This window comes from Streptomyces sp. NPDC087859 (assembly GCF_044742595.1).
GTDB lineage: Bacteria > Actinomycetota > Actinomycetes > Streptomycetales > Streptomycetaceae > Streptomyces > Streptomyces canus_F.
Genome location: NZ_JBIUUU010000001.1, coordinates 313,065 through 338,893, shown reverse-complemented (window position 1 = coordinate 338,893; position 25,829 = coordinate 313,065). Strand labels below are relative to the sequence as shown.

The window sequence follows — 25,829 nt, the reverse complement described above, 5'->3', positions numbered from 1 at the left end:
GTGGATCAGTCCACCGTCACGTAGTCGGGGCCGGAGTAACGGCCGGTGGCAAGCTTCTGACGCTGCATCAGCAGGTCGTTGAGGAGCGAGGAGGCGCCGAAGCGGAACCAGTGGTTGTCCAGCCAGTCCTCGCCGACGGTCTCGTTGACCAGGACCAGGAACTTGATGGCGTCCTTGGTGGTGCGGATGCCGCCGGCCGGCTTCACACCGATCTGGACGCCGGTCTGGGCGCGGAAGTCGCGGACGGCCTCCAGCATGAGGAGGGTGTTCGCGGGGGTCGCGTTCACCGCCACCTTGCCGGTCGACGTCTTGATGAAGTCGGCCCCGGCCAGCATGCCGAGCCAGCTCGCGCGGCGGATGTTGTCGTACGTAGAGAGCTCGCCGGTCTCGAAGATGACCTTCAGACGGGCGCTGGTCCCGCAGGCCTCCTTCACGGCGGTGATCTCGTCGTACACCTTCAGGTAGTGGCCCGCGAGGAACGCCCCGCGGTCGATGACCATGTCGATCTCGTCCGCGCCCGCGGCGACGGCGTCGCGCACGTCGGCGAGCTTCACCGCCAGGGCGGCGCGGCCCGCCGGGAAGGCGGTGGCGACCGAGGCGACCTTCACGGAGGAGCCGGCGACGGCCTCCTTCGCGGGGGCCACCATGTCGGGATAGACACAGACGGCCGCGGTCGCGGGGGTCGTACGGTCGGTCGGGTCGGGGCGGACCGCCTTGGCGCCGAGCGCCCGGACCTTGCCCGGGGTGTCCGCGCCTTCCAGCGTCGTCAGGTCGACCATCGAAATGGCGAGGTCGATGGCGTACGCCTTGGCGGTCGTCTTGATGGAACGGGTGCCGAGAGAGGCGGCGCGCGCCTCCAGGCCGACCGCGTCGACGCCGGGCAGCCCGTGGAGGAAGCGACGCAGCGTGCTGTCGGACGCGGCGACATCCGTAAGCGGGTGTGCGGGAGATGCAGTGGTGGGCATGGTCACCAGCCGAGCATATCTACGCGCGTAGCGGCTGTACACCCCGAAAGAACGGTTCCTCTGGACGAGGGGTGCCCGGTCCGGCCTGAAGGGGCGCGGGGAACCGCGCGACCAGCCACGGACGACCCGCACTCGCCCACGCACGAGGTCCCCCACGGCGAGAAGGCGAACCACTGAGGCACAATCGCCGCATGACGACCAAGGACCGCATCTACCGCTCACCCGCAGGCATCGCCGGAGGCGCCCTGCTGCTCGCCATCGTCCTCTGGCTCGGCATCGACGCCCTGGTCCAGGGCGAGGACCGCACCCCCTGGCTGGCGCTCGCCTCGATGATCCTCGCGCTCCCGCTGATCGTCGCCTTCACCGTCCGCCCCGCCGTCTACGCCAACGAGGACCGCCTGCGCATCCGCAACCCGTTCCGGGTGATCGTGCTGCCCTGGGGACAGGCCGCCGCGCTGCGGTCCGGTTACTCCAATGAGGTCGTCGCCGAGTCCGGCGACAAGTTCCAGCTGTGGGCCGTCCCGGTGTCGCTGCGCGCCCGCAAGAGGGCGGCGCGCAAGGACGCGCGCGCCGAGCGCGGCGGCGGCACCGGCCTGCGGCTCGGCTTCGGCGGCGGTGGCGCCGCCCCCGCTCCCGCCCCCGACGCGGGACCGGCCCGGGCCGAGACCGACAAGATCATGGACGACCTGCGCGAGCTCATGGAGACCCGCGGGACGGCGGAGAGCGCCCAGGGCGAGGTGACAGTGCGCTGGGCGTACGAGATCTTCGCGCCGGCGGTCGCGGGAGCGGTACTGCTGGTGATCTTGATCGCAACGGGCTGAGAGGCCTGTTCCTTTCACGGCTTCCGGGGTGATGATGCGGCCTCGCCTCGGCGTGCCGCCGCGAACAAGGACCCGAGGACCGCAACCACACCTGTGGTCCGAGTGTCTGGAAGACAGTGAGCACGAACCTCCAGCGGCCGCTGCCGCTGACCGCCTCCGCGATACCCGACGGCTGCCTCCCCTGGGACGGGGAGCAGACCCGGCGGTGGACACAGGCCCTGCCGGCCCGGTGGGTGCCGGTGCGGCTCGGCATGGGCGTGCTCGTCGGGGTGGCACTGGCCGGTCTGCTCGGCTCCGGCGCCCTGGCGCTGTCCACCGACCTGAGCCCGTGGGCCGCGGCCGTCCTCGCGCTCCACGCGATCTGGCCGGCGGTACGGCCCGAGGTCGTACGGGTCTCGGTGCCGGTTCTGCTCTTCGTGGGCCCCGCCCAGCAGCCGCTGCCGTGGCCGGTGACCCTGCCCGTGCTCGCGTTCCTGCTGCTGGCCTGGGCGCTCGCCATGCTCCGGCTGGTCGCGCGCGGACGGCAGCGGGCGGCGGCCCTGGCGGCGGCCGGCGGGGCGACGGCCGTACCGCCGGATGAGGGCAAAACGTTCCGGCGGGGCAAACTCCTGACCTGGTTCGGGCTGGCCGTGACGGCGGCCGGTGCCGCGGGGGTCGCGACGTTCGGGCCCGGGGACGACCACGTGCTCGCGGCGACGGGCCTCTACGTGACCGGGCTCGGCCTCACCGCCGTCCTCTCCGGCCTCCTCGGCCGCCGCCGCGCCGCCGTCCTGCGCGGCGCCCCCGTCCCCGTCCTCCGCGTGCTCGTACGCGAGAACGCCGACGTGGACACCGAGGTCTACGCGGCCGACGACCTGGGCGCGCTGCGCCCCCTGTTCACCGTCTCGATGTCGGAGCCCGACGACGAGGGCGAACCCTTCTTCGAGGAAGCGGACGACGACTTCGACGAGGAGGCGGCCGAGGCGGAGATGCGGGAGGCCCTCGACCGGATCGACGACGAGGAGCCCGGCCCCCTGCGCGAGGCCGTCCTGTACGGCGCGCCCTACGACGGCGCCGAGATCCTCCTCGTCAGCGCCGACGAGGAGCCCGGCGAGCCGCCGCTGTTCGAACGGTCGCAAGGGCCCGTACGGCCCCTGTCGGACCGGTTCGGACGCGGCCGCATCGTGGGCGAGAAGCGGGCGGGGACCCGTAAGGCGGCGTACCAGGAACTGGGCCGGCTGGCCGCCGGGGCGGCCATCGCCCCGCTCGGCTCGGGGGCCGTGCGACGGTGGCGCGCGGGGTGGACGGACCGGATCATCGCCGTGGTGGTGATCCTGTGGTTCGTCCCGATCGCCCTGGACGAGTCCGGCTGGTTCTGGCGCTACGTCCTCGTCGGCAGCGTGGCGCTGGGCGGCGCCCTGCTGCTGTCCGAGCGGCTCGGCTGGACCGTCACCGCCGACCGCGAGGGCCTCTGGTTCAACGGGCTCCGCCGCGTCCGCCACATCGCCTGGGACGACATCCGCGTCGTCCGCTGCAAGGGAGCCGAGCTGAAGATCGACAGCCGCCGGGCCGGCTTCCCCACCTGGACGATGCAGGGTGTCCGCTGGCCGAAGCTGGAGCTGCGGCGGGGCTGGATCCACCCCTACGAACGCACCGCCGCGGAGATCACCGCGATGTGGGAGGACCCCGCGCTGCGGCCGACCGCCTCGGCGACCGAGCGGGAGCGGGGACGCCCGCTGTGGCCCCTCGCCCTCGCCCAGGCGGTGGTCTTCACGGCGGTCCTGGTGCTGCTGCCGTGACGGGCGGGCCGGACCGGCCCGCCCCGGGGCGTCACGGCGCCCCCGGCCACACCAGGGCCATGTACGCGCCCCAGTACACCGAGCCCGCCACCGCCGCCGTCAGGACGAGGACACGGTGGCGCCGGGCGGCACTGGAGAGCCGCAGGGCCAGGGGCAACAGGAGCGGGAAGGCCGGCAGGAGGTAGCGGGCGCGCGGGAAGTAGACTCCGCCGCTGGTCAGGACGATGAGCAGCGTCACACCCGTGAAGACCAGCAGGGACACGGGCTGACGGTCGCGCACCGACAGTGCGAACAGCGCCACCGAGACCACCAGCACCAGCGTCACCAGCACCAGGAACAGATGCGGCGTCGAGTCCCGCACCAGCAGCTGACGGATCTCCCGCAGGGTCCGCCGGCCGCCGTCCATCTCGTTGCTCCACACCCGCTGTTCGGCGAAGTAGCCGTCCCAGCGGCCCACCCGCAGGCCCACCCAGGCGATGTACCCGCACCAGCCGAGCGGGGCCAGGAGAGCGGCCGTGAGCGCACGCACGGAGAAGCCGCGGCGCAGGGACAGCAGGGCCGTCACGGTGACCGCGGCCGCCAGCGCGACACCGGTCGGGCGGGTCAGACCCGCGAGCACGGCCAGCGTGCCCGCCCACAGCCAGCGGTGGGAGAGCAGCGCGTACAGCGACCAGGCCGCGCACGCGGTGAACAGGGACTCGGTGTAGCCCATCCACTGCACCAGGCCGACCGGGAACGCCGCCCACAGAACCGTGGCCAGCACCCCGACCCGGCGGCCGTACAGCCGGTCGCCCACCGCGAACACCCCCCACGCCGCGACGAAGGACGCGGCGACGGCGAGGCACAGACCGGTGGTGGCCCGGGTGCCGGGGGTGACGGCCGCGACCGCCTTGACCAGGACCGGGTAGAGCGGGAAGAACGCCAGGTTGCTTCCCTCGGTGCCGACCTCCCGGGCGTAGCCGTGGTCGGCGATGCCGAGATACCACTTCGCGTCCCACTGCCGCGCCAGGATCGGCCAGACACCGTGGTCCTGGTGGTGGGCCCACAGTGCGAGGAACAGCAGACCCGCGAGTCGTACGGCGACGAAGGCGCCGAGGGCCGGGGCCGCGTGGGCGAGGGCGCGGACGGCGGGGTGCGGGCGGGGCGTGGTCTCGGGTCGCCGGCTGCCCGGGATGCTGCCGCCGGGGGCGGTTTCGGGGGCGGTCGAGGACACGGGGCGGCTCCGGGGCTCGGCGGACGGGATACCCGTCACCGTTTCCCGGGGTGGGCGCCGAGGCGTGGAGCGCGCTTCGACCGGCGCGGTGAAATCACCCGTTGGGGTGCCCCGGTCGGTCAGGGCACCCCAGCGGGTGGGTCAGATGCCGGCCGCCGCCGACAGGTCCCGCTTGATCGTCGCCAGCAGGTCCGTCGCCTTCGCGTGGGCCGCGGGCAGGTCGGTGTGGGCGGCGACCGGGACGACGACCTCCAGGTAGCACTTGAGCTTGGGCTCGGTGCCACTGGGCCGGACGATGACGCGGGCGCCGTCGAGGGTGTACCGCAGGCCGTCGGTGGGCGGCAGCCTGTCGGTGCCCCGCGTGAGGTCCTCGGCCTTGGTGATCGCCAGCCCGGCCAGCTCGGTCGGCGGCCGCTCCCGCAGCCGCCGCATGGCGTCCGCGATGACCGACAGGTCCTCGACACGGACCGACAGCTGGTCGGTGGCGTGCAGACCGTGCTCGACGGCGAGGTCGTCGAGGAGATCGAGCAGCGTGCGCCCCTGCTCCTTGAGCTCGGACGCCAGCTCGGTGATCAGGAGGGCGGCGGTGATGCCGTCCTTGTCCCGTACGCCGTCGGGGTCGACGCAGTAGCCGAGGGCCTCCTCGTAGCCGTAGCGCAGGCCCTCGACACGGGCGATCCACTTGAAGCCGGTGAGGGTCTCCTCGTACGGCAGACCCGCCTTCTCGGCGATCCGGCCGAGGAGGGAGGAGGAGACGATGGACTCGGCGAAGGTCCCCTGCGCGCCGCGTCGGACGAGGTGCGCGGCGAGGAGCGCGCCGACCTCGTCGCCGCGCAGCATCCGCCACTCGCCGCTCTCCTTGACGGCCACGGCGCAGCGGTCGGCGTCCGGGTCGTTGGCGATGATCAGGTCCGGGTCCGTCTCGCGGGCCACGGCGAAGGCGAGGTCCATCGCGCCGGGCTCTTCCGGGTTGGGGAAGGCCACGGTCGGGAAGTCGGGGTCGGGCTCGGCCTGCTCGGCGACGAGCACCGGCTCCGGGAAGCCGGCCCGCGCGAAGGCGGCGAGGAGGACGTCCTTGCCGACGCCGTGCATCGCCGTGTAGACGGTGCGGGCGGTGCGGGGGGACCCGTCCGACAGGACGGCGTCCGTGCGGGCCAGGTAGGCGTCGAGGACGGCTCCGTCGAGGATCTCCCAGCCGGCGTCCGGGCGGACGACGTCGTCCAGGGACCGCACGGCGTCGATCTCGGCGGCGATCTCCGCGTCGGCCGGGGGCACGATCTGCGATCCGTCGCCGAGGTAGACCTTGTAGCCGTTGTCGCGGGGCGGGTTGTGGCTGGCGGTGACCTCCACGCCGGCGACCGCGCCGAGGTGCCTTATGGCGTACGCCAGGACGGGGGTCGGGAGGGGGTGGGGGAGGACCGCGGCCCTGAGGCCGGCGCCGGTCATCACGGCCGCGGTGTCGCGGGCGAAGTCGGCGGACTTGTGGCGGGCGTCGTAGCCGATGACGACGAGGCCGTCCGACTGGCCCTTCCCCTTGAGGTACGCGGCGAGACCGGCGGCGGCGCGGATGACCACGCTGCGGTTCATGCGCATCGGTCCGGCGCCGAGCTCGCCCCTAAGGCCCGCCGTGCCGAACTGGAGGGTGCCGCTGAAGCGTGCGGTGAGTTCGGTGACGTCTCCGGCCTCGATGAGCTTGGCGAGCTCGTCACGGGTCTCCGTGTCGGGGTCCTCGGCCAGCCATGCGGTGGCTCGTGCGATGAGATCGTCGTGCACGTCGGGTCAACCTCTCGTGTCGGTGTGCGGGTGAGCAGGGACTCCCAGGGGGCGCTGCCCCTGGACCCCCGCTACTCAAACGCAGGAGGGGCTGACCAACCAGCCCGTCCGGCGTTTGAGGACGAGGCCCTTTCGGGGCCGACGCGGGGGTCTGGGGGCGCAGCCCCCAGGGATGGGACGGGTGGGGGCGGCGGGGGCGAGGAAAGCCCCCGTCGGCTACAGCCGGCTCAGAACCTGGCCCAGCAGCGCGCCCATCTGCGTCGCCGAGTCACGGCCCGCCTGGAGGACCTCCTCGTGGTTCAGCGGCTCGCCCGTCATGCCCGCGGCGAGGTTGGTCACCAGGGAGATACCCAGAACCTCCGCACCCGCCTCGCGCGCGGCGATCGCCTCGAGGACCGTCGACATACCCACCAGGTCCGCACCGATGACACGGGCCATACGGATCTCGGCCGGTGTCTCGTAGTGCGGGCCGGGGAACTGGGCGTAGACACCCTCCTCCAGCGTGGGGTCGATCTCCTTGCACAGGGCGCGCAGCCGGGGGGAGTACAGATCCGTCAGGTCCACGAAGTTCGCGCCGACGATGGGAGACGTCGCCGTGAGGTTGATGTGGTCGCTGATCAGCACCGGCTGCCCGGGACGCATGCCCTCGCGCAGCCCTCCGCAGCCGTTGGTCAGCACGATCGTCTTGCAGCCGGCCGCCACGGCCGTACGGACGCCGTGCGCGACGGCGGCCACACCACGGCCCTCGTAGTAGTGCGTGCGGCCCAGGAAGACCAGGGCCCGCTTCTCGCCGATCTTGTACGAGCGGATCTTGCCGCCGTGGCCCTCGACCGCCGGCGGCGGGAACCCGGGCAGCTCGGTGACCTGGAACTCGGCGTCGGGAACGCCGAGCGCGTCCACGGCCGGAGCCCAGCCGGAGCCCATCACGAGGGCGACGTCGTGGGTCTCGGCGCCGGTCAGTTCGCGCAGGCGCGCGGCGGCGGCGTCGGCGGCGCCATGCGGGTCGCCCTGGATGTCGTCCGGAAGAAGAGATGCGTTCACGCGGATGAGCGTAGCCTCTTCCGGCCTACGCGCGTAGATGACAGAGCGAACGGGTTGCCGATCGTTGTCTTGTCGTTTCCAACGAATTCCGGTGAAAGGCGGGGCGCGAGGGTCAGCAGGGGCGCTTGCGGAGTTCCATCACATAGTCGTGGGGCGCCCCCGCCGATTCCGCCGCGTCCGCGATCTCGCCGAGGTAGCGCGCCGACGGCAGGCCCCCCTCGTACGCGTCGAGGACGTACAGCCACGCCGACTCCTCGGTCTCCATGGTGTGCACCCGCACCCGCATCCGGCGGTAGATGCCGAGGCCGACACCCTCCCAGCGGTCCATCGAGTCCTCGTCCGGCGGCGCGATGTCGTACAGCGCGACGAAGACCTGGGACTCGGGGTCCTCGACGAGCGTCACGAGCGCGCCCTCCCAGCCCATCTGCTCGCCGCCGAAGGTCAGCCGCCATCCGTTCAGCCAGCCGGTCGCGCGCATCGGTGAGTGCGGTGCGCGGCGCGTCATCAGCCGCGCGTCGAGGTTGCCGGCGTACGCGGCGTAGAGCGACATGGGGAGAGGGTACGGCAGTCGAAACGGCCGACCCGCCCGTCCCGTAGGTAACAACATGGACCGTCCCGCGGCCCCCGGGCAGTAGCACCTTGAAGCGTGCGGGACAATGGAGTACGTGACTCGGATCGTGATCATCGGTGGCGGACCCGGCGGATACGAAGCGGCGCTGGTAGCAGCGCAGCTCGGCGCGGAGGTGACCGTCGTCGACTGCGACGGTCTGGGCGGAGCGTCGGTGCTGACCGACTGCGTGCCGTCGAAGACTCTTATCGCTACGGCCGAGGTGATGACCACCTTCGACTCGTCGTACGAAGAGCTCGGCATCATCGTCGCCGACGACACCCCACCCCTGGAGCAGGCCGCCCGTGTGGTCGGCGTGGACCTCGGGAAGGTCAACCGTCGTGTGAAGCGGCTCGCGCTCGCGCAGTCCCACGACATCACCGCCTCCGTCACCCGCGCCGGCGCCCGGGTGCTGCGCGGCCGTGGCCGTCTCGAGGGCATGCAGTCCCTCGACGGCTCCCGCAAGGTCGTCGTCCAGGCCGCCGACGGCACCGAGGAGACCCTCGTCGCCGACGCCGTCCTCATCGCGACCGGCGGCCACCCCCGCGAGCTGCCCGACGCCCAGCCCGACGGCGAGCGCATCCTCAACTGGACGCAGGTCTACGACCTCACCGAGCTGCCGGAAGAGCTCATCGTGGTCGGTTCCGGTGTGACCGGTGCCGAGTTCGCCGGTGCCTACCAGGCCCTCGGCTCGAAGGTCACCCTCGTCTCGTCCCGTGACCGGGTCCTGCCCGGTGAGGACCCGGACGCCGCCGCCGTGCTGGAGGACGTCTTCCGGCGCCGCGGCATGAACGTCATGGCCCGCTCCCGCGCCGCCGCCGCCAAACGGGTGGGCGACCGGGTCGAGGTCACCCTCTCCGACGGCCGCGTCATCACCGGCAGCCACTGCCTCATGGCGGTCGGCGCCATCCCCAACAGCGCGGGCCTCGGTCTGGAGGAGGCCGGCGTCAAGGTGCGCGAGTCCGGGCACATCTGGACCGACAAGGTGTCCAGGACGACGGCTCCCGGTGTGTACGCCGCCGGTGACGTGACCGGGGTCTTCGCCCTCGCGTCCGTGGCCGCCATGCAGGGCCGTATCGCCATGTACCACTTCCTCGGCGACGCGGTGGCCCCGCTCAACCTCAAGACCGTCTCCTCCAACGTCTTCACCGACCCGGAGATCGCCACCGTCGGCTACACGCAGGCGGACGTGGACGGGGGCAAGATCGACGCCCGGGTCGTGAAGCTCCCGCTGCTGCGCAACCCGCGCGCCAAGATGCAGGGCATCCGCGACGGCTTCGTCAAGATCTTCTGCCGCCCCGGCACGGGCATCGTCGTCGGCGGTGTGGTCGTGTCGCCGCGCGCCTCGGAACTGATCCATCCGATCTCGATCGCCGTCGACAACAACCTGACCGTCGAGCAGATCGCGAACGCCTTCACCGTGTACCCGTCTCTTTCGGGCTCGATCGCCGAGGTAGCACGCCAGCTCCACACCCGTAAGGAGACGGGCGAGAGCTAGGGCGGTCACTGACGGCCGAAACCGACTCCCCGCTGGTCACAGGGAGTTGTCGACCATTCGTGCGGCATAGTCGGGGGGCGTAGGCCCTATACCACTCCCGACCCTTCTGTGCGAACAACTTCTGTTATTCGGCGCATACTGCTGAAAGCAGACGGTCGTTGGGGTTACTGTCAGTTTCGTGTTCGCTGCAGAACGTCGCCAATTGATCCTCGAAATGGTGCGAGCGAACGGGGCCGTATCGCTCCGTGAGCTCGCCCGCGTCGTCCAGACCTCCGAAGTGACCGTACGGCGGGACGTGCGCGCACTGGAGGCAGAAGGACTCCTCGACCGCCGACATGGCGGTGCGGTATTGCCGGGCGGGTTCACGCGGGAGTCCGGCTTTCCGCAGAAATCACATCTCGCGACCGCCGAGAAGACGGCCATCGCCGACCTCGCCGCGAGCTTCGTCGAAGAGGGCGAAGCGATCGTGGTCGGGGCGGGTACGACGACACAGGAGCTGGCCCGCCGGCTCGCTCGCGTACCCGGGCTGACCGTCGTCACCAACTCCCTGCTGGTGGCTCAGGCGTTGGCCCATGCCAACCGGGTGGAAGTCGTGATGACCGGCGGCACTCTGCGCGGTTCCAACTACGCCCTGGTGGGCTCCGGTGCCGAGCAGTCCCTTCAGGGGCTGCGGGTCTCGCGGGCCTTCCTGTCCGGGAGCGGCCTCACCGCCGAGCGCGGGCTGTCCACGTCCAACATGCTGTCGGCATCCGTCGACCGGGCGCTGGTGCAGGCCGCCGCGGAGGTCGTCGTCCTCGCCGATCACACCAAGCTCGGTTCGGACACGATGTTCCAGACCGTGCCCACGGATGTGATCACCCGGCTGGTGACCGACGAGCCCCCGGCGCACGACGATCGTGCGGCCACGGAGTTGCAGGCGCTGGCCGACCAGGGTGTTCAGATCGCTGTCGCCGGGGGCTCGGGGAGTGATGCGGTCCCCCCGCGCCAACCTCGCCGGGACGTGTCCCTCCCGGGACCTCGCCGGGTGCCGGCCGGCTCCGCAGGGGCGGGGCTCCGGGCGACGTCGGTTCTCAGTGAGCCGGCGGGGGCGGAGCAGCGGGCGGCTCGGGTTGCGGATATGCGGCGGCGGTAGGTTCGGGTTCGCCTGTTCGCCGTAGGGGTTCGTGTGCGCTGCGCGGGTGCCGGTCGGGTGTGGCTGATCGCGCCCCGCGGCGGAGCCGCTGATGTCACAGCCCCGCGCCCCTTGGGTGCGTTCCCGTCAGGCGGGTTTCAAGCCCCGTAGCGTCAGCATCAGCAATCGGTCCGCCAAGTCCGAGTCTCCCGGACTCTCCTCCGCCGCCAGCGCGATCGCGTGGGTGAGTTGGAGCAGGTCGCCGATCACCACGTCCTCGCGGACCGCACCCGCCTGCTGCGCGCGGGTCAGGAGTGCGCCGCCGGCTTCCCGGATGGGGTCGCTGCACCGCGCGAGGGCCGAGGTGTCGTCGTGGGAGACGGACATCAACGCCCTTGCCAGACCCCGGTACTCGCTCGCCTGGGTGATCATCTCGCGGAGCCAGGTCACCAGGGCCGCGCAGGGTTCCGGTGACCGGCGCAGTTCGCTCGCGCGCGCCAGCAGGTCGTTCACCGCGTCCTCGAAGACCGCGCTCAACAGGGCGTTGCGGTTGGGGAAGTGGCGGTAGAGGGTGCCGATGCCCACGCCCGCGCGGCGGGCCACGTCCTCCAGGGACGCTTCGGAGCCGTGGGCGGCGAAGGCGGTGCGGGCCTCGGCGAGGAGACGGTCGTGGTTGCGACGGGCGTCCGCGCGCATGGCACGCGTCGCCGTGGCCTCCTGGTTCCCCATGGCTCCCCCTGCCCTCTCTCCTGCCCGCGTGTGCCTCCAGGATGCCGGAAAAAGGAAGCGCCCGGCGGACTGACGATCAGTCCGCCGGGCGCTCCCGGGATGTCCTACGGCCTTCCGGAGAAGGTGTGTCAGTCCTTGATCTCGCAGATCGCCGCACCCGAGGTGAGCGAGGCGCCGACCTCCGCGGACAGGCCCTTGATGGTGCCGGACTTGTGCGCGTTGAGCGGCTGCTCCATCTTCATGGCCTCCAGGACGACGACCAGGTCGCCCTCCTTGACCTCCTGGCCCTCCTCGACGGCGATCTTGACGATCGTGCCCTGCATCGGGGAGGCGAGGGTGTCGCCCGAGGCGACGGGGCCGGACTTCTTGGCCGCGCGGCGCTTGGGCTTGGCGCCCGCCGCGAGGCCGGTGCGGGCCAGGGACATGCCGAGCGAGGACGGCAGGGAGACCTCGAGGCGCTTGCCGCCGACCTCGACGACGACCGTCTCGCGGTCCGGCTCCTCGTCCGTCTCCGCGTCGGCGGGGGCGGCGAAGGGCTTGATCTCGTTGACGAACTCGGTCTCGATCCAGCGGGTGTGGACCGTGAAGGGGTCCTCGCTGCCGGTCAGCTCCGGAGCGAACGCCGGGTCCTTGACGACCGCGCGGTGGAACGGGATGGCCGTCGCCATGCCCTCCACCTGGAACTCCTCCAGGGCACGCGCGGCACGCTGCAGGGCCTGCTCACGGGTGGCACCGGTGACGATCAGCTTGGCCAGCAGGGAGTCCCAGGCCGGGCCGATGACCGAGCCGGACTCGACGCCGGCGTCCAGCCGGACGCCCGGGCCGGACGGGCCGTTGAACACGGTGACCGTGCCGGGGGCCGGGAGGAAGTTGCGCCCCGGGTCCTCGCCGTTGATGCGGAACTCGAAGGAGTGACCGCGCAGCTCCGGGTCGCCGTAGCCGAGCGCCTCGCCGTCGGCGATGCGGAACATCTCGCGGACGAGGTCGATACCGGCGACCTCCTCGGTGACCGGGTGCTCCACCTGGAGACGGGTGTTGACCTCGAGGAAGGAGATTGTGCCGTCGAGGCCGACGAGGAACTCCACGGTGCCGGCGCCGACGTAGCCGGCCTCCTTGAGGATGGCCTTCGAGGAGGCGTACAGCTCGGCGACCTGGGCGTCGGAGAGGAAGGGCGCGGGGGCCTCCTCGACCAGCTTCTGGTGGCGGCGCTGGAGCGAGCAGTCACGCGTCGACACGACGACCACGTTGCCGTGGGAGTCGGCCAGGCACTGCGTCTCCACGTGCCGCGGCTTGTCCAGGTAGCGCTCGACGAAGCACTCGCCGCGGCCGAACGCGGCGACGGCCTCACGGACCGCCGAGTCGTAGAGCTCCGGCACCTCCTCGAGGGTGCGGGCGACCTTCAGACCGCGACCGCCGCCACCGAAGGCGGCCTTGATGGCGATCGGCAGACCGTGCTCCTCGGCGAAGGCGACGACCTCCTCCGCACCGGAGACCGGGTCCGGCGTACCGGCGACCAGCGGGGCGCCCGCGCGCTGCGCGATGTGCCGGGCGGCCACCTTGTCGCCGAGGTCGCGGATGGCCTGCGGGGGCGGGCCGATCCAGATCAGGTCCGCGTCCAGGACCGCCTGAGCGAACTCGGCGTTCTCGGACAGGAATCCGTAGCCCGGATGGATGGCGTCCGCACCCGACTCGCGCGCCGCGTTCAGGACCTTCTCGATGTCCAGGTAGCTCGTCGCCGGGGTGTCACCACCCAGGGCGAACGCCTCATCCGCGGCGCGGACATGCAGAGCGTCCCGATCCGGGTCGGCGTAGACGGCCACGCTCGCGATGCCGGCATCCCGGCAGGCCCGGGCAACGCGGACAGCGATTTCGCCACGGTTGGCGATGAGCACCTTGCGCACGATTGAGGCTCCCTCCTTGAAACAAGCCGAGTTTAGGGACTGCCGACACGGCACTTCGACCCGTCCCCAATGGTGAGCTTGCCCACACGGAGCGTGATTCGAGGCTCGCTCGACCCGCGAAATCCCTTGTCGCACCTCGGTACGCAGGACTCCTCCGGGAAACCCTAGCCCTCCTCTGTGGCCAAGGTCTCTGTGAGAGCGTGCTGCGGACCACTCGCATTCTTTGTGGAGTCCCTACGAATGGCCCAATGATTCTTTGCCCTCCGTAGAACCCTTGTCCCGCGGTTTACCCGTTAGTAGCGTTCGCGTGTATCGAACGTACTTGAGGTAACAAGAGCTCGGCTTGAGAGTGGGTGGGGGCCGGTGGTGCGTAGACCGGTGGCGTGGGTTGTGGCGGTCGTGCTCTTCGTCGAGGCGCTCGGTATCGCGGCGGTGCAGTGGTTCATGGGTGTCGTCGTGGACCGGCAGGACATGTCCCTGGCGGGACTGGACCCGGACGTGATGTCGCTGTCGTCGAAGATCGGCGGCATCGTCTTCGGTCTCTACTTCGCGCTGTGCGGCGTGGTCGCGCTGCTCGTGGCGTTGCGGAACCGTCCGCCGGCCGGCCTCGGCCGTGTCCTGCTGATCAGCGCGGCCGTGGTGCACGCGCTGCTGGGCGCGTTCGCGTGGGGGCTGCTGGGCTGGCCCGAGTTCGTGTTCATGGTGGCCGTGCTCGGCCTCATCGTGCTGCTCCTGATGACGTACGACCGTCCTCAGGAGCCCGCCGACGCGAAGCCGGACGTCCCCCAGGGGGACCCGGAGGGGCCCAGGGCGGGCCCGGAGACCCCCGAGGGGGACGACGTGAGCCCGGTCAGGCCTGCACCGGCGCCCACAACTCCGTGATGCCGACGCCCAGTCGGGCCAGCAGCTTGCGTACGAGGGGCAGGCTGATGCCGATCACGTTGCCGTGGTCGCCGTCGATGCCCTCGATGAACGGCGCCGAGCGGCCGTCCAGGGTGAACGCCCCGGCGACGTAGAGGGGTTCGCCGGAGGCGACGTACGCGGCGATCTCCTCGTCGGTCGGTTCGCCGAAGCGGACGACGGTCGAGGCGACGCCGGAGACATACCGTCCGGTGACCGTGTCGTAGATGCAGTGCCCGGTCTGCAGCGTGCCCGTGCGGCCGCGCATGGCCTTCCAGCGGGCGGTGGCCTCCTCCTGGTCGGCGGGCTTGCCGAGCGCCTCGCCGTCCAGGTCGAGCACCGAGTCGCAGCCGATCACCAGCGCACCCTTGACCTCGGGCTTCGCCGAGACGACGGAGGCCTTCGCCTCGGCCAGGGCGAGCGCCAGATCGGCGGGGGTGGGGGCGGTGACGGCGTCCTCGTCGACCCCGCTCACCAGCACCTCGGGGGCCAGTCCGGCCTGCCTCAGCAGGTTGAGCCGGGCGGGGGACTGCGAGGCGAGAACGAGTCGGCGGCGCGGCTGATCAGTCATGCGGTCAGGGTATCGGCGTCGGTCAGCCGATGCCGAGCACGATCATCGCGAGCACCATGGCCAACGCCAGGAAGAGTCCCAGTCTCCGCAACATGTCCTGCATGTCGCGCAGTTCCTTGGGCGGCTCGTTCTCGGGGTCGGACCACAGCATGCCTCCAGGGTGCGGGGAGGTAGGGGGCGGCGCCTGAGTACGCGTACTCAAATTCACCAAAAGGGTCTGGAGTTCCGTTAGTCTGACGCTGCTAAAGGAACCCTGGTCCCGTTTGGAAGGCTGTGCCATGTTCACCACCGTCTGGACCGCGTCACCTCAACTGCCGAGCGAGGGCTTCACGCCCAACTGGTCCCGGGAGGGCTTCTGGCGGCAGTCGCTGCGTCAGGTCGTCCGGCTGAGCGGAGGCGGGGACCGGGTGCGGGTGCGGCTGTCCCACGCGTACGGCACCTCGCCGGTGCGGATCGCGGGCGCGAGCGCCGGGTGCGCGGGATCGTCGACGCGGCTCACCTTCGGGGGCGGGCCGGACACCGAGATCCCCGCACGCGGGGAGGTCGTCAGCGACGCCGTCCGACTCGCCGTCGCGGCGGGGGAGGCGCTGACGGTCACGCTGTACTTCGATACGGCGACCGGGCCCGCGACCTTCCACGCCCAGGCCTTCGCGACCAGCCGGCGGGGAGAGGGGGACCTGCTGGACGACGTGGACGGGGAGGGGTTCGACGCGGAGAGCGAGTCCTGGTACTTCCTGAGCGCGGTGGAGGCGGACGCCGGCCGGACGGACGGGGTCGCGCTGTTCGGGGACTCCCTCACGGACGGGTTCGGATCCACCCCGGGTGCGGACCGACGCTGGTCGGACGCGCTGGCCCGGCTCACCGGGCGGCCCGTCCTGAACGCGGGGATCGGCGGGAACCTGCTGCTCAACGACTCCGCGTGGTACGGGGAGAAGGGGGTGCGCCGGCTGCGGCGGGACGTCCTGGACCGGCCGGGCACGGACACGCTGGTCGTGCTGCTCGGGCTCAACGACATCGGGTTCAGCGAGACGGACGAGCAGCCGACGTACAAGCCGGCGCCGGTGGTGGAGGCGGACGAGATCGTCGCCGGGTACCGGGAGTTGATACGGCAGGCGAGGGGGCGCGGATTGCGGGTGGTGGGTGTGACCCTGCTGCCCTTCGGCGGGTCCGACCACTGGGGCGAGCACGCGGCCAAGGTGAGTCACGAGGTCAACGAGTGGATCCGTTGCTCAGGGGAGTACGACGCCGTCGTGGACCTGCAACGGCTGATGGCCGATCCGCAGGACCCGGACCGGCTCAATCCCGCCTACGACTTCGGCGATCACCTGCACCCGAACGACGCGGGATACGAGGTGATGGCCGAAGCCGTGTCGGCGGTCCTCTAACCGGGCCAGTAGGTACGTGCCCAGGTCGTCGGCCCCGGCTGGGGCAGACGGTGTGCCGCGATGCGGGACGGGTCCGACCACCCGTCCCGCTGCTCGGGTGCGCCGGGCGGAGCGGCTGCCGCCGCCGCGGCGCGGGCTCGGACCACCGCCAGAGCGGCGGCCAGCTCCTCGGGGGTGGGGTTGCCCCGTACGACTCTGATCGTCACAGCGGCTCCTTCACAGGGGGATGTTGCCGTGCTTCTTCGGGGGCAGGGACTCCCGCTTGGTGCGCAGCTGGCGCAGGCCGCGGACGATGTGGCGGCGGGTCTCGGACGGCATGACGACCGAGTCGACGTAGCCGCGCTCGGCCGCGACGTAGGGGTTGAGGAGGGCGTCCTCGTACTCCCGGATCAGCCGGGCGCGGACCACCTCAAGATCCTCCCCGTTCGCCTCCGCCTCGGCGATCGTGCGCCGGTGCAGGATGTTGACCGCGCCCTGGGCGCCCATGACGGCGATCTGGGCGGTCGGCCAGGCGAGGTTGAGGTCGGCGCCCAGGTGCTTGGAGCCCATGACGTCGTAGGCGCCGCCGAAGGCCTTGCGGGTGATCACCGTGATCAGCGGGACCGTGGCCTCCGCGTACGCGTAGATCAGCTTGGCGCCGCGGCGGATGATGCCGTCGTGCTCCTGGTCGACGCCAGGGAGGAACCCGGGCACGTCCACGAAGGTGATGACCGGGACGTTGAAGGCGTCGCAGGTACGCACGAAGCGCGCCGCCTTCTCGCTCGCCGTGATGTCGAGGCAACCGGCGAACTGCATCGGCTGGTTGGCGACGATGCCGACCGGGCGCCCCTCCACGCGGCCGAAACCGGTGAGGATGTTCGGCGCGAACAGGGCCTGCGTCTCGAAGAACTCGGCGTCGTCCAGGACGTGCTCGATCACCGTGTGCATGTCGTACGGCTGGTTCGCGCTGTCCGGCACGATCGTGTCCAGCTCACGGTCCTCGTCGGTGAGGGCGAGGTCCGCCTCCTCCGGGAAGGCCGGTGCCTCGGAGAGGTTGTTGGACGGCAGGTACGACAGCAGCTGCTTGACGTACTCGATGGCGTCCTTCTCGTCCCCGGCCATGTGATGCGCCACGCCGGACACCGAGTTGTGGGTGCGGGCGCCGCCCAGCTCCTCGAAGCCGACGTCCTCACCGGTGACCGTCTTGATGACGTCCGGGCCGGTGATGAACATGTGCGAGGTCTGGTCGACCATCACCGTGAAGTCGGTGATGGCGGGGGAGTACACGGCGCCGCCCGCGCACGGCCCGACGACCAGGCTGATCTGCGGGATCACCCCCGACGCGTGGGTGTTGCGGCGGAAGATCTCGCCGTACGCGCCGAGCGAGGCGACCCCCTCCTGGATCCGGGCGCCCCCCGAGTCGTTGATGCCGATGACCGGACAGCCGGTCTTCAGCGCGAAGTCCATGACCTTGACGATCTTCTGGCCGTAGACCTCGCCCAGGGCGCCGCCGAAGACGGTGAAGTCCTGCGAGAACACGGCGACGGGACGCCCGTCGACGGTCCCGTACCCGGTGACGACTCCGTCGCCGTACGGGCGGTTGTTCTCCAGGCCGAAGTTGGTGGAGCGGTGCCGCGCGAACTCGTCCAACTCCACGAAGGAGTCCTCGTCGAGCAGCAGCTCGATCCGCTCACGGGCCGTCAACTTGCCCTTGGCGTGCTGCTTCTCGACGGCGCGTGCGGAGCCGGCGTGCGTCGCCTCATCGGTACGGCGCTGGAGATCCGCGAGCTTGCCCGCGGTGGTGTGGATGTCGATCTCTTCCGGCTCGGACATCGGGGGTCGGCTCCCTGCCTGCTCAAAAGGGGGGACGGTTACTCATCCGTAGAGTAGTGGTGGCACTACCAATCAGCAGTGCGGCGTTTCACACACCTAGGGTGGCTTGCATGACGCCGCGAGATGCTTCAGACGACAGCCGTTGGTCCGACCTCGATCGTCCGCCCCTCAACGGGACCGCGCTGCGGCGGGGGCTGGTGCGGGACGGGGGGCACGGGGGCCTGTACTGCGATGTGGACGTCGTGCAGCGCACCGGGTCCACCAACAACGACCTGGTGGGCCTCGCCGTGAAGGGGGAGGCCGAGGAGGGCGCGGTGCTCGTCGCCGAGGAGCAGACGGCCGGGCGGGGCCGGCTGGACCGGCAGTGGACGGCACCGGCCCGCTCGGGTCTCTTCTTCTCCGTCCTGCTGAAGCCGGCCGGGGTACCGGTGGCGCGCTGGGGCTGGCTGCCGTTGCTGACGGGCGTGGCCGTCGCGACGGGCCTGACCCGGGCGGCGGGCATCGACACGGCACTCAAGTGGCCCAACGACCTGCTGGTTTCCATCGGCGGCGAGGAACGCAAGGTCGGCGGGATCCTCGCGGAGCGGGCCGGGGCAGACGGGGTCGTCGTCGGCGTCGGCATCAATGTCACGTTGCGTGAGCAGGAACTTCCGGTGCCGCAGGCGGGTTCGCTGCTGCTGGCCGGGGCGATCACCACGGACCGTGACCCGCTGCTGCGGGCCGTGCTGCGGTCGCTGGAGGAGTGGTACGGCCGCTGGCGCGAGGCGGGCGGAGACCCGGCGGCGAGCGGTTTGCAGGAGACGTACGCGGCGGGCTGCGCGACCCTGGGACGGACGGTACGCGCGGAGCTGCCGGGCGACCGCTCGATCACAGGCGAGGCGGTGGCGGTGGACGGCGACGGGCGCCTGGTGATCGCGACGGAGGAGGGCGTACAGGAGCCGGTGGGAGCGGGAGACATCGTCCACTTGCGACCTGCGTGACCGCATGCCCTTGTCTCGGCTCCTCGGGAGTGAGCTACGGCACACCTGACGTAAAGTAAAGGCCGGTCGATACCTGACCGCGGCAGATCGGAAGGGCAGCAGGCGTGACCGTCGACGACACGGGTTCCGGCGCGGACACGAACGGCGCCACCCCCGGAGGGGACCCGCACCCGCTCGCCGTGCGTCTGGAGGCGCTGATCCTCGGCGCCGAGCGGCGCTACACGCCCTTTCAGGCGGCCCGCACGGCCGGTGTCTCGATGGAGCTCGCCACCCGTTTCTGGCGGGCGATGGGCTTCGCCGACGTCGGACAGGCCAAGGCGTTCACGGAGGCCGACGTCCTCGCGCTGCGCCGTCTCGCCGGTCTGGTCGAGGCGGGGCTGCTGAGCGAGGCGATGGCCGTGCAGGTGGCCAGGTCCACCGGGCAGACCACCGCCCGGCTCGCGGAGTGGCAGATCGACTCCTTCCTGGAGGGCCTGACCGAGCCGCCCGAGCCCGGGATGACCCGTACCGAGGTGACGTACCCGATCATCGAGCTGCTTTTGCCCGAGCTGGAGGAGTTCCTCGTCTACGTCTGGCGGCGCCAGCTCGCCGCCTCGGCGGGCCGGGTCGTGCAGGCCGCCGACGACGAGGAGATGGTGGACCGGCGGCTCGCGGTCGGGTTCGCCGACCTCGTCGGGTTCACACGGCTGACCCGTCGTATGGAGGAGGAGGAACTCGGCGAGCTCGTCGAGGCCTTCGAGACCACCGCCGCCGACCTGGTCGCCGCACACGGCGGGCGGCTCATCAAGACCCTCGGCGACGAGGTGCTGTACGCCGCCGACGACGCGGGCGTCGCCGCCGAGATCGCGCTGCGGCTCATCGAGACGATGGCCAACGACGAGACCATGCCGGAGCTGCGGGTCGGCATCGCCTTCGGCACGGTGACCACCCGCATGGGGGATGTCTTCGGTACGACGGTGAACCTCGCCTCCCGGCTGACCTCGATAGCTCCCCGGGACGCCGTGCTCGTCGACGCCGCGTTCGCCGAGGAGCTGATCCGCACCACCGAGGCCCCCGCCTCCGAGGCGGAGGCCGCCGAGGCCGCGGCCACCGCCGAGAAGGAGGGCGAGGAGCCGCCGACGTATCGCTTCGCGCTCCAGCCGATGTGGCAGCGGCCGGTGCGTGGTCTGGGCGTGGTGGAGCCCTGGCTGCTGACGCGGCGCGCGGGCGGGCCCGCGTAACCGCTGCTCAGCGGCCCAGCGGGCCCACGCACAGCCCGATGACGGGCACGCACACTCCGCCGGGCTGCTGCGGTTCGGGGGACGGCGTGGTCTGGCTCGGTGCCGGAGTGGGCGCGGGCTGCGGGGCCGCGCTGCTCGGGGCCGCTGCCGGGGGTGTGGTCGCGGGTGCCGGGGTGTTCGGGGCGTCGGGGATCGTCGTGGCGACGGCCGCGGGGACCGCGGAGCCCGCGGGGACGACGGTCGTCGCGGACGGGAGCGGTACGAGGGTGTCGGCCGCCGTCGGTGTCGCGCCGGCCCCGCCCATCGCGGCGGTCGCCGACGGGCTCACCTTGGGTACCGAACCGACGGTCGCGGCGGCGTTGGTCGCCCGGTCCGTGCCGGTCCCCGGGTCGTCGAAGCGGGGTTCGGCCTCCGTGCTGCCGGTGCCCGGGCCGCCGCCGAGGCCCGGCTCGGACGCCAGTCGTACGAGGCCCAGTGCCCCGGCGGCCAGGGCGAGGCCGCCGGCGGCGAGGAGGATCTTGCGGGGCCGGGGGCGGCGGTGCCGGCCACGGGGGGCCGCGAAGAGCCGGGTCGGTGCGATCTCCGGAGCCTGGACGAAGGCCGCGTCCAGCCGTGGTGCGGTGTCCGTCATCGTCGTCATCCCGATCCCTCCCCATGCGCTCGCGCCCCCGGTGCGCCGCGGCGGAGCGCACGCTATGCGCTCCCGTGGGCGGTGGGACCCGAGTTGGGCGGGATGTCACTCGAACGGGGAGTCGGACGGGGATGCGGGAACCCCCGCGCCTGCTGCCCTTTCGCGCCGGGGGCCGGGCTGCGATGATCGGGGCGAATGTTGTTAACCCGCGTTAACCGGAGGGTGTCATGAGCGAGGAACGGTTCGGGGAGTTCGTGCTGGTGCGGCGGCACGGGCACGTCGCGGAACTGGCCCTCGACCGGCCGAAGGCCATGAACGCCGTGTCGACCGGGATGGCCCGGTCGCTGGCGGCGGCCTGTGCGGCGCTGGGGGACGACCAGGACGTACGGGCGGTCGTGCTGACGTCGACGCACGAGCGGGCGTTCTGCGTCGGGGCGGACCTGAAGGAACGGAACTCCTTCAGCGACGCCGACCTGGTGCGCCAGCGGCCGGTGGCCCGCGGTGCGTACACCGGGGTCCTGGAACTGCCGGTGCCGACCATCGCCGCGGTGCACGGGTTCGCTCTCGGCGGCGGCTTCGAGCTGGCCCTGTCGTGCGACGTGATCGTGGCGGACCGTACCGCCGTGGTGGGGCTGCCGGAGGTCTCGGTCGGGGTGATTCCGGGCGGCGGGGGCACGCAGTTGCTGCCGCGTCGGGTGGGGGCCGCCCGGGCCGCCGAACTGATCTTCACGGCGCGCCGGGTGGAGGCCGGGGAGGCCCGGGAGCTGGGGCTCGTGGATCTGCTCGTGGAGGAGGGGCGGGACCGGGAGGAGGCGCTGGACCTGGGGGCGCGGATGGCCGCGAATTCCCCGGTGGGACTGAGGGCCGCGAAGAAGGCGTTGCGGCTCGGGCACGGGCTGGACCTGAGGGCGGGCCTCGAGGTCGAGGACGCGGCGTGGAGGTCGGTGGCGTTCTCGGGGGACCGGGCGGAGGGGGTCCGGGCGTTCAACGAGAAGCGGACGCCCGAGTGGCCGGGGGAGTAGTGGGCTGAGGGTGTGGGGGCTGGGCGGGGGCGGGTGCGCGGCCCGGCGCGACGGGGTGCCGGGTTCACGACCGTTCGCGGGCTCCGCCGAGCCACCCAGGGGCGCGGGGAACTGCGCGACCAGCCCCCACGCGCCCGCACCCCGCCGAACCGCTCAGCCGCCCCCCACCTTTCCGGCTCCCCCACACCTGTTCGGCGCATCAATGTCCCTGTTCGTCCCAAACCTCCCTAGCCTGGAGTGATGGGTGAGGACAAGCGGCTCGCGGCCGTCGTCGCGTTGGCTCAGGGCATGGCGGCAGCCCATGGTTCACGCGAGGCGTGGCGTGCCGCGGCGGCCGGTGCCTGCCGTGCCCTCGGCGGGAGCTTCGCCGCGCTGTCCGTATGGGAGCGGGAGCTCGGACGGCTCAGGGTCCTCGTCAATGTCGGGGAGCGGGCGCCCGACGAGGAGGAGTTCCCCGACGGCGAGGCGTACCCCGTCCATCAGTTCCCCGAGATCACCGAGTTCCTGCACGAGCGGTGGGCCGGGGGCGGCGAGCCCAACGCCTGGGTGGAGACGGCCGAGGGTCCCGCGGCCGGGCGCCGGCCCGGATACGTCCATCAGCGCGTCGCCGCCCTCCGCAGAAGGGGCCGCGGCTGCTGCGTCGTCGCCCCCATCGTGCTCAACGGCCGCGCCTGGGGCGAGCTCTACGTCGCCCGCCCCGCCGGGCACCCCGTCTTCGACCGCGCCGACGCCGACTTCGCCACCGTCCTCGCCTCCGTCGTCGCCGCCGGGATCGCCCAGACCGAGCGGCTGGAGGAGGCGAGACGGCTGGCGTTCACCGACGCGCTCACCGGTCTCGCCAACCGTCGCGCCGTCGACGTACGCCTTGACGAAGCGGTGGAGCGGCACAAGCGGGAGGGCGTCGTCGTCAGCCTCGTCGTCTGCGATCTGAACGGGCTCAAGCGCGTCAACGACACCCAGGGGCACGCCGTGGGCGACCGGCTTCTGGAGCGGTTCGGGTCCGTGCTCTCCCTCTGTGGCGCCATGCTGCCGGGGGCGCTCGCCGCGCGGCTCGGCGGGGACGAGTTCTGTCTGCTCGTCGTCGGGCCCGGTGCCGACGAGGTGGTCAAGGCCGCCGACGAACTGTGCCGCCGGGCCGCCGAGCTGGAGCTGGGGGACGGTGTGGCCTGCGGTGTCGCGTCGACCGAGGATCCCATCGGGCCCGTCCGTTCCGCCCGTCGGCTGTTCCGGCTCGCCGACGCCGCCCAGTACCGGGCGAAGGCCGAACGCGCCGCCAAGCCGGTCGTCGCGGGGCGGGAGGGGCCCGACGACCCCGTCGTCCGACTGGCCGACGAGCCCTCCGGGGAGGGGCGAGCGGAGCGTCGGCGGTTCCGGGGGCGGCGTCTGTGACGTACGCACGGGTAAGGGGCAAACCCCTACCCCACTCGTGACATCCTCGTCTTCAGTGCGTACGCTCCTGAATATGGATATGCACACTGTGGTGGTGGGGACGTCCGGGGTGACCGCGTCCGACGTTCTCGCCGTGGCGCGCGACGGCGCCCGGATCGAGCTCTCCGCCGAGGCGGTCACGGCACTCGCCGCCGCCCGCGAGATCGTGGAGGCGCTGGCCGCCAAGCCCGACCCCGTCTACGGCGTGAGCACCGGCTTCGGCGCACTGGCGACCCGGCACATCAGCACCGAGCTCCGCGCCCAGCTACAGCGCAACATCGTCCGCTCGCACGCCGCCGGCATGGGTCCGCGCGTCGAGCGGGAGGTCGTACGGGCCCTGATGTTCCTGCGGCTGAAGACCGTCTGCTCGGGGCACACCGGTGTCCGTCCCGAGGTCGCACAGACCATGGCCGACGTGCTCAACGCCGGGATCACCCCGGTCGTCCACGAGTACGGCTCCCTCGGCTGCTCCGGAGACCTCGCGCCCCTGTCCCACTGTGCCCTCACCCTCATGGGCGAGGGAGACGCCGAGGGGCCCGACGGGGTCGTACGGCCCGCCGGTGAACTGCTCGCCACGCACGGCATCGCCCCCGTCGAGCTGCGGGAGAAGGAGGGCCTCGCCCTTCTCAACGGCACCGACGGCATGCTCGGCATGCTGGTGATGGCACTCGCCGACCTCGACATGCTCTACAAGTCGGCCGATATCACGGCCGCCCTGTCGATGGAGGGCCTCCTCGGCACCGACAAGGTCCTCGCCCCCGAACTGCACGCCATCCGCCCCCACCCGGGGCAGGGCGCCAGCGCCGCCAACATGCTGGCCGTGCTGAAGGGTTCGCAGCTCACCGGGCACCACCAGGACGACGCGCCGCGCGTCCAGGACGCCTACTCGGTGCGCTGCGCCCCGCAGGTCGCGGGCGCCGGGCGGGACACGATGGCGCATGCGCGGCTGGTCGCCGAGCGAGAGCTGGCGTCCGCCGTCGACAACCCCGTCGTGCTGCCCGACGGGCGTGTCGAGTCCAACGGCAACTTCCATGGCGCACCCGTCGCCTACGTCCTGGACTTCCTGGCCATCGCCGCCGCCGACCTCGCGTCCATCACGGAACGGCGTACCGACCGGCTGCTCGACAAGAACCGCAGCCACGGTCTGCCGCCGTTCCTCGCGGACGACGCGGGCGTCGACTCGGGTCTGATGATCGCCCAGTACACCCAGGCCGCGCTGGTGAGCGAGATGAAGCGGCTGGCCGTGCCCGCGTCGGCGGACTCGATCCCGTCCTCCGCGATGCAGGAGGACCACGTCTCCATGGGCTGGTCGGCGGCGCGCAAGCTGCGGACGGCCGTCGACAACCTCACCCGGGTCGTCGCCGTCGAGCTGTACGCCGCCACGCGCGCGGTGGAGCTGCGCGAGGGGCTCTCCCCGGCGCCGGCCTCGCAGGCGGTCATCGAGGCCGTACGGAAGGCGGGCGTCCAGGGTCCGGGCCCGGACCGGTTCCTCGCGCCCGACCTGGCCGCGGCGGACGCGTTCGTGCGCGGCGGGCAGCTGGTGGCGGCGGCCGAGACGGTCACCGGTCCGCTTCGCTAGACGGCATGAAGGGGCCCTGTCATGCGACAGGGCCCCTTGCGGCGGTGCTTACTTGAGCTTCTTGGCCTGCGCGTCGACGACGGTGCCGTCGATCGTGTACGCCTTGCCGGTCATCAGCGAGCCGATGTTGATCGTGTAGTACGTGGCGATGGTGTTGCCGTGCCGGACGACCTCGGCGTGGACGGTGCCCGTGTCGGCCGAGCCCTCCATCTCGCCCTCGGAGGCGAAGGCGATCGACTCGTCGCCGGCGCCCGAGCCCTTCTCGGCGGAGATCTTGGTGAGCTTCTGCTTCTCACCCTCCGAGGTGACCGTGAAGCCGCCGGAGCAGCTCTCGACGGCGTCCGAGACGGACTTGAAGGTCTTCGCCGCGCCGTCGCCCTCGTAGGAGGAGAGGCCGACGATCGTCACGTTGACGCTCATCGCGTCCGTGAGGGTGTCCTCCACCTCGCCCTCCGCCAGGTCCTCCACGGACTTGGAGGCGGTGTCGGTGGGGTTCTTCTCCTGCGTGGCCTGGACGCTGGCCTCCGCGGCCGCGTCACCGGGCGCCTGGGCCGACATGGCGAAGGCGAGCGGCCGGCACTTCTCGTCGGAGGTCGTGACCTCGTCCTTGGTCTCCGGAGCCCCGAGGGTCTTGGCGACCTTGTAGCCGTCCACATCGCCCTGGGCGAGGATCAGCTTCTTCAGTTCGGCCGCGGTGTACGTCTTCCCGGCCGGGGCCGACGAGGAGGAACCCGACCCCGTTTCCTTGGAGTCGTCCGAACCCTCGTCCGAACAGCCCGTGATGAGGGCGAGTGACAGCGCGCTCACGGCGAGCGTGGCGCCTATGCGCGCCCCCGATGATCTCTTCATGAGCGGACTATGAGG

Annotated in this window: 24 protein-coding genes; 11 read left to right on the top strand and 13 right to left on the bottom strand. The window is 71.8% G+C overall.

The features are described 5' to 3' along the window. Positions 1-5: 5 nt before the first annotated feature. Positions 6-965 (bottom strand): deoxyribose-phosphate aldolase, encoded by a 960-nt coding sequence (deoC, locus tag ACIOHP_RS01590; protein WP_361548444.1) that lies wholly within the window; start codon positions 963-965, stop codon positions 6-8. Positions 966-1,156: 191 nt separating this feature from the next. Here deoC and ACIOHP_RS01585 point away from each other — a divergent pair, with 191 nt between their 5' ends. Both ACIOHP_RS01585 and ACIOHP_RS01580 read left to right on the top strand, forming a co-directional pair. Then, positions 1,157-1,786, top strand: a complete 630-nt coding sequence (locus tag ACIOHP_RS01585) for a PH domain-containing protein (RefSeq protein ID WP_361548447.1) — start codon at positions 1,157-1,159, stop codon at positions 1,784-1,786. Positions 1,787-1,902: 116 nt separating this feature from the next. Beyond that, positions 1,903-3,564, top strand: a complete 1,662-nt coding sequence (locus ACIOHP_RS01580) for a hypothetical protein (RefSeq protein ID WP_401882302.1) — start codon at positions 1,903-1,905, stop codon at positions 3,562-3,564. Between the two features lie 31 nt (positions 3,565-3,595). Here the strand turns inward: ACIOHP_RS01580 and ACIOHP_RS01575 are convergent, their stop codons facing one another. The 4 genes from ACIOHP_RS01575 to ACIOHP_RS01560 all read right to left on the bottom strand — a co-directional run bounded on the left by ACIOHP_RS01575 (position 3,596) and on the right by ACIOHP_RS01560 (position 8,141). Next, on the bottom strand, positions 3,596-4,777 hold the full coding sequence (locus tag ACIOHP_RS01575; protein WP_401882299.1) for a hypothetical protein: 1,182 nt from the start codon (positions 4,775-4,777) through the stop codon (positions 3,596-3,598). 141 nt (positions 4,778-4,918) lie between these two features. Continuing rightward, positions 4,919-6,550 carry a phospho-sugar mutase gene (locus ACIOHP_RS01570; RefSeq protein WP_401882296.1) on the bottom strand — a complete coding sequence of 544 codons (1,632 nt, stop codon included), beginning with the start codon at positions 6,548-6,550 and terminating at the stop codon, positions 4,919-4,921. 216 nt (positions 6,551-6,766) lie between these two features. After that, on the bottom strand, positions 6,767-7,591 hold the full coding sequence (locus ACIOHP_RS01565; protein WP_307026632.1) for a purine-nucleoside phosphorylase: 825 nt from the start codon (positions 7,589-7,591) through the stop codon (positions 6,767-6,769). A 112-nt stretch (positions 7,592-7,703) separates the two neighbouring features. Next, positions 7,704-8,141 (bottom strand): gamma-glutamylcyclotransferase, encoded by a 438-nt coding sequence (locus ACIOHP_RS01560; RefSeq protein ID WP_361548456.1) that lies wholly within the window; start codon positions 8,139-8,141, stop codon positions 7,704-7,706. A 106-nt stretch (positions 8,142-8,247) separates the two neighbouring features. On the opposite strand from ACIOHP_RS01560, the gene ACIOHP_RS01555 reads away from it, so the two are divergent. Further along, a complete protein-coding gene (locus tag ACIOHP_RS01555) occupies positions 8,248-9,696 on the top strand; it encodes an NAD(P)H-quinone dehydrogenase (RefSeq protein WP_361480443.1) in 1,449 nt (482 codons plus the stop codon). Positions 9,697-9,910: 214 nt separating this feature from the next. Then, a complete protein-coding gene (locus tag ACIOHP_RS01550) occupies positions 9,911-10,828 on the top strand; it encodes a DeoR/GlpR family DNA-binding transcription regulator (protein ID WP_389962714.1) in 918 nt (305 codons plus the stop codon). A 126-nt stretch (positions 10,829-10,954) separates the two neighbouring features. Here ACIOHP_RS01550 and ACIOHP_RS01545 read toward each other — a convergent pair whose 3' ends face one another. Both ACIOHP_RS01545 and ACIOHP_RS01540 read right to left on the bottom strand, forming a co-directional pair. After that, positions 10,955-11,536: a TetR family transcriptional regulator gene (locus tag ACIOHP_RS01545; protein ID WP_361548459.1), complete on the bottom strand. Its 582-nt coding sequence runs from the start codon at positions 11,534-11,536 to the stop codon at positions 10,955-10,957. 128 nt (positions 11,537-11,664) lie between these two features. Then, on the bottom strand, positions 11,665-13,437 hold the full coding sequence (locus tag ACIOHP_RS01540; protein ID WP_361548462.1) for a biotin carboxylase N-terminal domain-containing protein: 1,773 nt from the start codon (positions 13,435-13,437) through the stop codon (positions 11,665-11,667). A 363-nt stretch (positions 13,438-13,800) separates the two neighbouring features. On the opposite strand from ACIOHP_RS01540, the gene ACIOHP_RS01535 reads away from it, so the two are divergent. Then, positions 13,801-14,319, top strand: a complete 519-nt coding sequence (locus ACIOHP_RS01535; RefSeq protein ID WP_401882290.1) for a hypothetical protein — start codon at positions 13,801-13,803, stop codon at positions 14,317-14,319. Here ACIOHP_RS01535 and ACIOHP_RS01530 read toward each other — a convergent pair. Both ACIOHP_RS01530 and mmpB read right to left on the bottom strand, forming a co-directional pair. Beyond that, positions 14,288-14,908 (bottom strand): Maf family protein, encoded by a 621-nt coding sequence (locus ACIOHP_RS01530; RefSeq protein WP_401882287.1) that lies wholly within the window; start codon positions 14,906-14,908, stop codon positions 14,288-14,290. The two genes, ACIOHP_RS01535 and ACIOHP_RS01530, sit on opposite strands and share 32 nt — an antisense overlap. Positions 14,909-14,930: 22 nt before the next feature. Beyond that, positions 14,931-15,059: a morphogenic membrane protein MmpB gene (gene mmpB / locus ACIOHP_RS01525; RefSeq protein ID WP_327719049.1), complete on the bottom strand. Its 129-nt coding sequence runs from the start codon at positions 15,057-15,059 to the stop codon at positions 14,931-14,933. Positions 15,060-15,186: 127 nt separating this feature from the next. On the opposite strand from mmpB, the gene ACIOHP_RS01520 reads away from it, so the two are divergent. Then, on the top strand, positions 15,187-16,293 hold the full coding sequence (locus ACIOHP_RS01520; protein WP_401882284.1) for an SGNH/GDSL hydrolase family protein: 1,107 nt from the start codon (positions 15,187-15,189) through the stop codon (positions 16,291-16,293). Here the strand turns inward: ACIOHP_RS01520 and ACIOHP_RS01515 are convergent. Together ACIOHP_RS01515 and ACIOHP_RS01510 are read right to left on the bottom strand one after the other, a co-directional pair. After that, positions 16,290-16,499: an acyl-CoA carboxylase epsilon subunit gene (locus ACIOHP_RS01515; RefSeq protein ID WP_361548474.1), complete on the bottom strand. Its 210-nt coding sequence runs from the start codon at positions 16,497-16,499 to the stop codon at positions 16,290-16,292. The genes ACIOHP_RS01520 and ACIOHP_RS01515 overlap by 4 nt on opposite strands. 10 nt (positions 16,500-16,509) lie before the next feature. Further along, entirely contained in the window at positions 16,510-18,105 is a 1,596-nt protein-coding gene (locus ACIOHP_RS01510) for an acyl-CoA carboxylase subunit beta (protein ID WP_401882281.1), read from the bottom strand. 110 nt (positions 18,106-18,215) lie between these two features. On the opposite strand from ACIOHP_RS01510, the gene ACIOHP_RS01505 reads away from it, so the two are divergent. Together ACIOHP_RS01505 and ACIOHP_RS01500 are read left to right on the top strand one after the other, a co-directional pair. Then, positions 18,216-19,085 carry a biotin--[acetyl-CoA-carboxylase] ligase gene (locus ACIOHP_RS01505; RefSeq protein ID WP_401882278.1) on the top strand — a complete coding sequence of 290 codons (870 nt, stop codon included), beginning with the start codon at positions 18,216-18,218 and terminating at the stop codon, positions 19,083-19,085. 104 nt (positions 19,086-19,189) lie between these two features. Beyond that, complete coding sequence (locus tag ACIOHP_RS01500; RefSeq protein WP_327719054.1) at positions 19,190-20,305, top strand: adenylate/guanylate cyclase domain-containing protein; 1,116 nt, start codon at positions 19,190-19,192, stop codon at positions 20,303-20,305. Positions 20,306-20,312: 7 nt separating this feature from the next. On the opposite strand, the gene ACIOHP_RS01495 is transcribed toward ACIOHP_RS01500, so the two are convergent. Then, entirely contained in the window at positions 20,313-20,945 is a 633-nt protein-coding gene (locus ACIOHP_RS01495; protein ID WP_361548484.1) for a hypothetical protein, read from the bottom strand. A 218-nt stretch (positions 20,946-21,163) separates the two neighbouring features. Here ACIOHP_RS01495 and ACIOHP_RS01490 point away from each other — a divergent pair, with 218 nt between their 5' ends. The 3 genes from ACIOHP_RS01490 (at position 21,164) to hutH (ending at position 24,965) form a co-directional block, all read left to right on the top strand. Next, the gene (locus ACIOHP_RS01490; RefSeq protein ID WP_401882274.1) at positions 21,164-21,958 is read left to right on the top strand and encodes an enoyl-CoA hydratase/isomerase family protein; all 795 of its coding nucleotides are present in this window, start codon (positions 21,164-21,166) and stop codon (positions 21,956-21,958) included. Positions 21,959-22,198: 240 nt separating this feature from the next. Then, complete coding sequence (locus tag ACIOHP_RS01485; protein ID WP_361480411.1) at positions 22,199-23,347, top strand: sensor domain-containing diguanylate cyclase; 1,149 nt, start codon at positions 22,199-22,201, stop codon at positions 23,345-23,347. A gap of 79 nt (positions 23,348-23,426) precedes the next feature. After that, positions 23,427-24,965 (top strand): histidine ammonia-lyase, encoded by a 1,539-nt coding sequence (gene hutH, locus ACIOHP_RS01480; protein WP_361548753.1) that lies wholly within the window; start codon positions 23,427-23,429, stop codon positions 24,963-24,965. A gap of 48 nt (positions 24,966-25,013) precedes the next feature. Here the strand turns inward: hutH and ACIOHP_RS01475 are convergent, their stop codons facing one another. Beyond that, complete coding sequence (locus ACIOHP_RS01475; RefSeq protein WP_361548494.1) at positions 25,014-25,814, bottom strand: hypothetical protein; 801 nt, start codon at positions 25,812-25,814, stop codon at positions 25,014-25,016. Positions 25,815-25,829: the final 15 nt, after the last annotated feature.